Source organism: Aestuariivita sp., from assembly GCF_049276915.1.
Classification (GTDB): domain Bacteria; phylum Pseudomonadota; class Alphaproteobacteria; order Rhodobacterales; family Rhodobacteraceae; genus Aestuariivita.
Genome location: NZ_JBASXK010000172.1, coordinates 1 through 1,581, shown reverse-complemented (window position 1 = coordinate 1,581; position 1,581 = coordinate 1). Strand labels below are relative to the sequence as shown.

Genomic DNA, 1,581 nt, shown 5'->3' with positions numbered 1-1,581 from the left:
GGCCAGCAGCCTCGGGCCACCAGAGGCGACCAGCGCGTTGATGTTTTCCAGCGGTGGGTTCCAACCGCGCAACCGGCGTTTGGACATCGCACCTTCAAGGCGCGCGGTCACAGCAGCGGGACCGCCTTGGGTTGGGCGGCGAAACTTGTCGAACAGGCCCATGGATCACAGCCCCTTGGATGTGGTGATACGCACATGGCGCACAATGCGCCGCCCTTCGGCCGCGGCGATCTCGCGATCCAGCGCCTCAATGGCCCGGTCGATCTCCGCCACAGAGCGGTAATCCACGGTCTTGCCGTCGTAGCTGACCCGCGCCACGCCAGAGGAACGTTGGGCTGAGAGAGCATCGCGGCGGCCGCGCAGGTCTGAGGTTGTCGACATTGGGTCTCCATTGCGCCATTGACATATACGCCAATGGCGCACATATGGAGGTATGACGCTCGTAACAGTTGCAGAAACTCCGGAGTTCCAGCGCCGCGCCCGCGCAATCATGAGCAATGACGAGCGCATGGCACTGATTGACTACGTGGCGCGCAATCCGACAGCCGGGGTCTCAATTGGTGGTGGGGTTCGTAAATTCCGCTACGCACGGGAGGGTTCTGGCAAGAGTGGCAGCTACCGGGTCATTCATTTTTACGCACAAGACGATCTCATCCCAATTTTTCTAATCACCGTTTTTGCCAAAAGCGAGAAGGCCAATCTCACCCACGCAGAAACTGAAGCCGTCAAAACCCTCGGCAAGCTGCTTGCCGACAGCTACAGGAGCCAGCAATGAGCGACGCATTCAAGAGCATCGAACAGGGTCTCAAGGAGGCCATTGCACATGCCCGTGGGCAAACCTCAGTCGACGTGCATGCGATCGACATTCCAGATGCCGACGTAAAATCCATTCGGGCGCGCACCGGCCTGTCACAGGCAGAATTCGCCAAAAGTATCGGCGTTAAAAAAGCCACCCTTTTGAACTGGGAACAGCACCGGCGCAGCCCCGAAGGCCCCGCTCGGGTCCTGCTAGCCCTGATCGACAAGGATCCGAAGATCGTCCAGCGCACACTGAGTTCCTGATCACCCCATGTAGTTTGAACGCATCGTCCGCCGCCGCGCTGATGGACGTGGTGTTCGTTTCACGGGCGCATCACCGGCTGGTCCGGAGACGTCCAAGGCCAACTGCCGCTCCAACTCCTGCCAACGCGCGTCAGACCAGCGGTCCGCACCCGCAATCCACGCGGCCGCGCGGGCGTAGACCCGGCAGTCCAGCGCCTCGTTGCGCTCGCGCAGCTTTTGCCATTCCAGCTTTGCAAAGCCCCGCTTGTTTTTCACCGTGACCAGCTGTTCCGCCGTCAGCTGCTTGAGCCATTCGCTGTCCGCCCATGATGGCAGATGCACCGTCCCCGCCGTAAAAGCGGCACCACCTGTGATCTCCTCTGGCGTCGGACGATCCTGACGCAGAAAGCGATAGGTCTCGGCTTTGAACGTCGAGGTTGCCACAGACCACAGCCGCGCACCGCGCCGCAGGCGCTTGCCGCCGATGGTGGCATCCACAAAGGTCGGCCCTGTCACCGGGCTCGCGCGGTTAAACCCCTC

General features: G+C 61.3%; 4 protein-coding genes. 2 read left to right on the top strand and 2 right to left on the bottom strand.

The annotated features are described in order from the left end of the window. Positions 1–165: 165 nt before the first annotated feature. Complete coding sequence (locus tag WAO69_RS18400) at positions 166–381, bottom strand: phage head-tail joining protein (RefSeq protein ID WP_422181870.1); 216 nt, start codon at positions 379–381, stop codon at positions 166–168. 52 nt (positions 382–433) lie between these two features. Between WAO69_RS18400 and WAO69_RS18395 the strand changes: the two genes are divergently transcribed. Beyond that, positions 434–775, top strand: coding sequence for a type II toxin-antitoxin system RelE/ParE family toxin (locus WAO69_RS18395; RefSeq protein WP_422181868.1), 342 nt, complete (start codon positions 434–436; stop codon positions 773–775). Beyond that, positions 772–1,062, top strand: coding sequence for a helix-turn-helix domain-containing protein (locus WAO69_RS18390; RefSeq protein WP_422181866.1), 291 nt, complete (start codon positions 772–774; stop codon positions 1,060–1,062). Before WAO69_RS18395 ends, WAO69_RS18390 begins: the two co-directional genes overlap by 4 nt. Here the strand turns inward: WAO69_RS18390 and WAO69_RS18385 are convergent. After that, positions 1,063–1,581, bottom strand: a 519-nt coding sequence (locus tag WAO69_RS18385; RefSeq protein WP_422181864.1) for a terminase gpA endonuclease subunit, incomplete at its 5' end; no start/stop codon positions are given.

What these genes read in the sequence shown, in the direction of transcription:
- WAO69_RS18390 (WP_422181866.1), top strand. Translation starts at nt 772, where the DNA reads ATGAGCGACGCATTCAAGAGCATCGAACAGGGTCTCAAGGAGGCCATT.
- WAO69_RS18400 (WP_422181870.1), bottom strand. Translation starts at nt 381, where the DNA reads ATGTCGACAACCTCAGACCTGCGCGGCCGCCGCGATGCTCTCTCAGCC.
- WAO69_RS18395 (WP_422181868.1), top strand. Translation starts at nt 434, where the DNA reads ATGACGCTCGTAACAGTTGCAGAAACTCCGGAGTTCCAGCGCCGCGCC.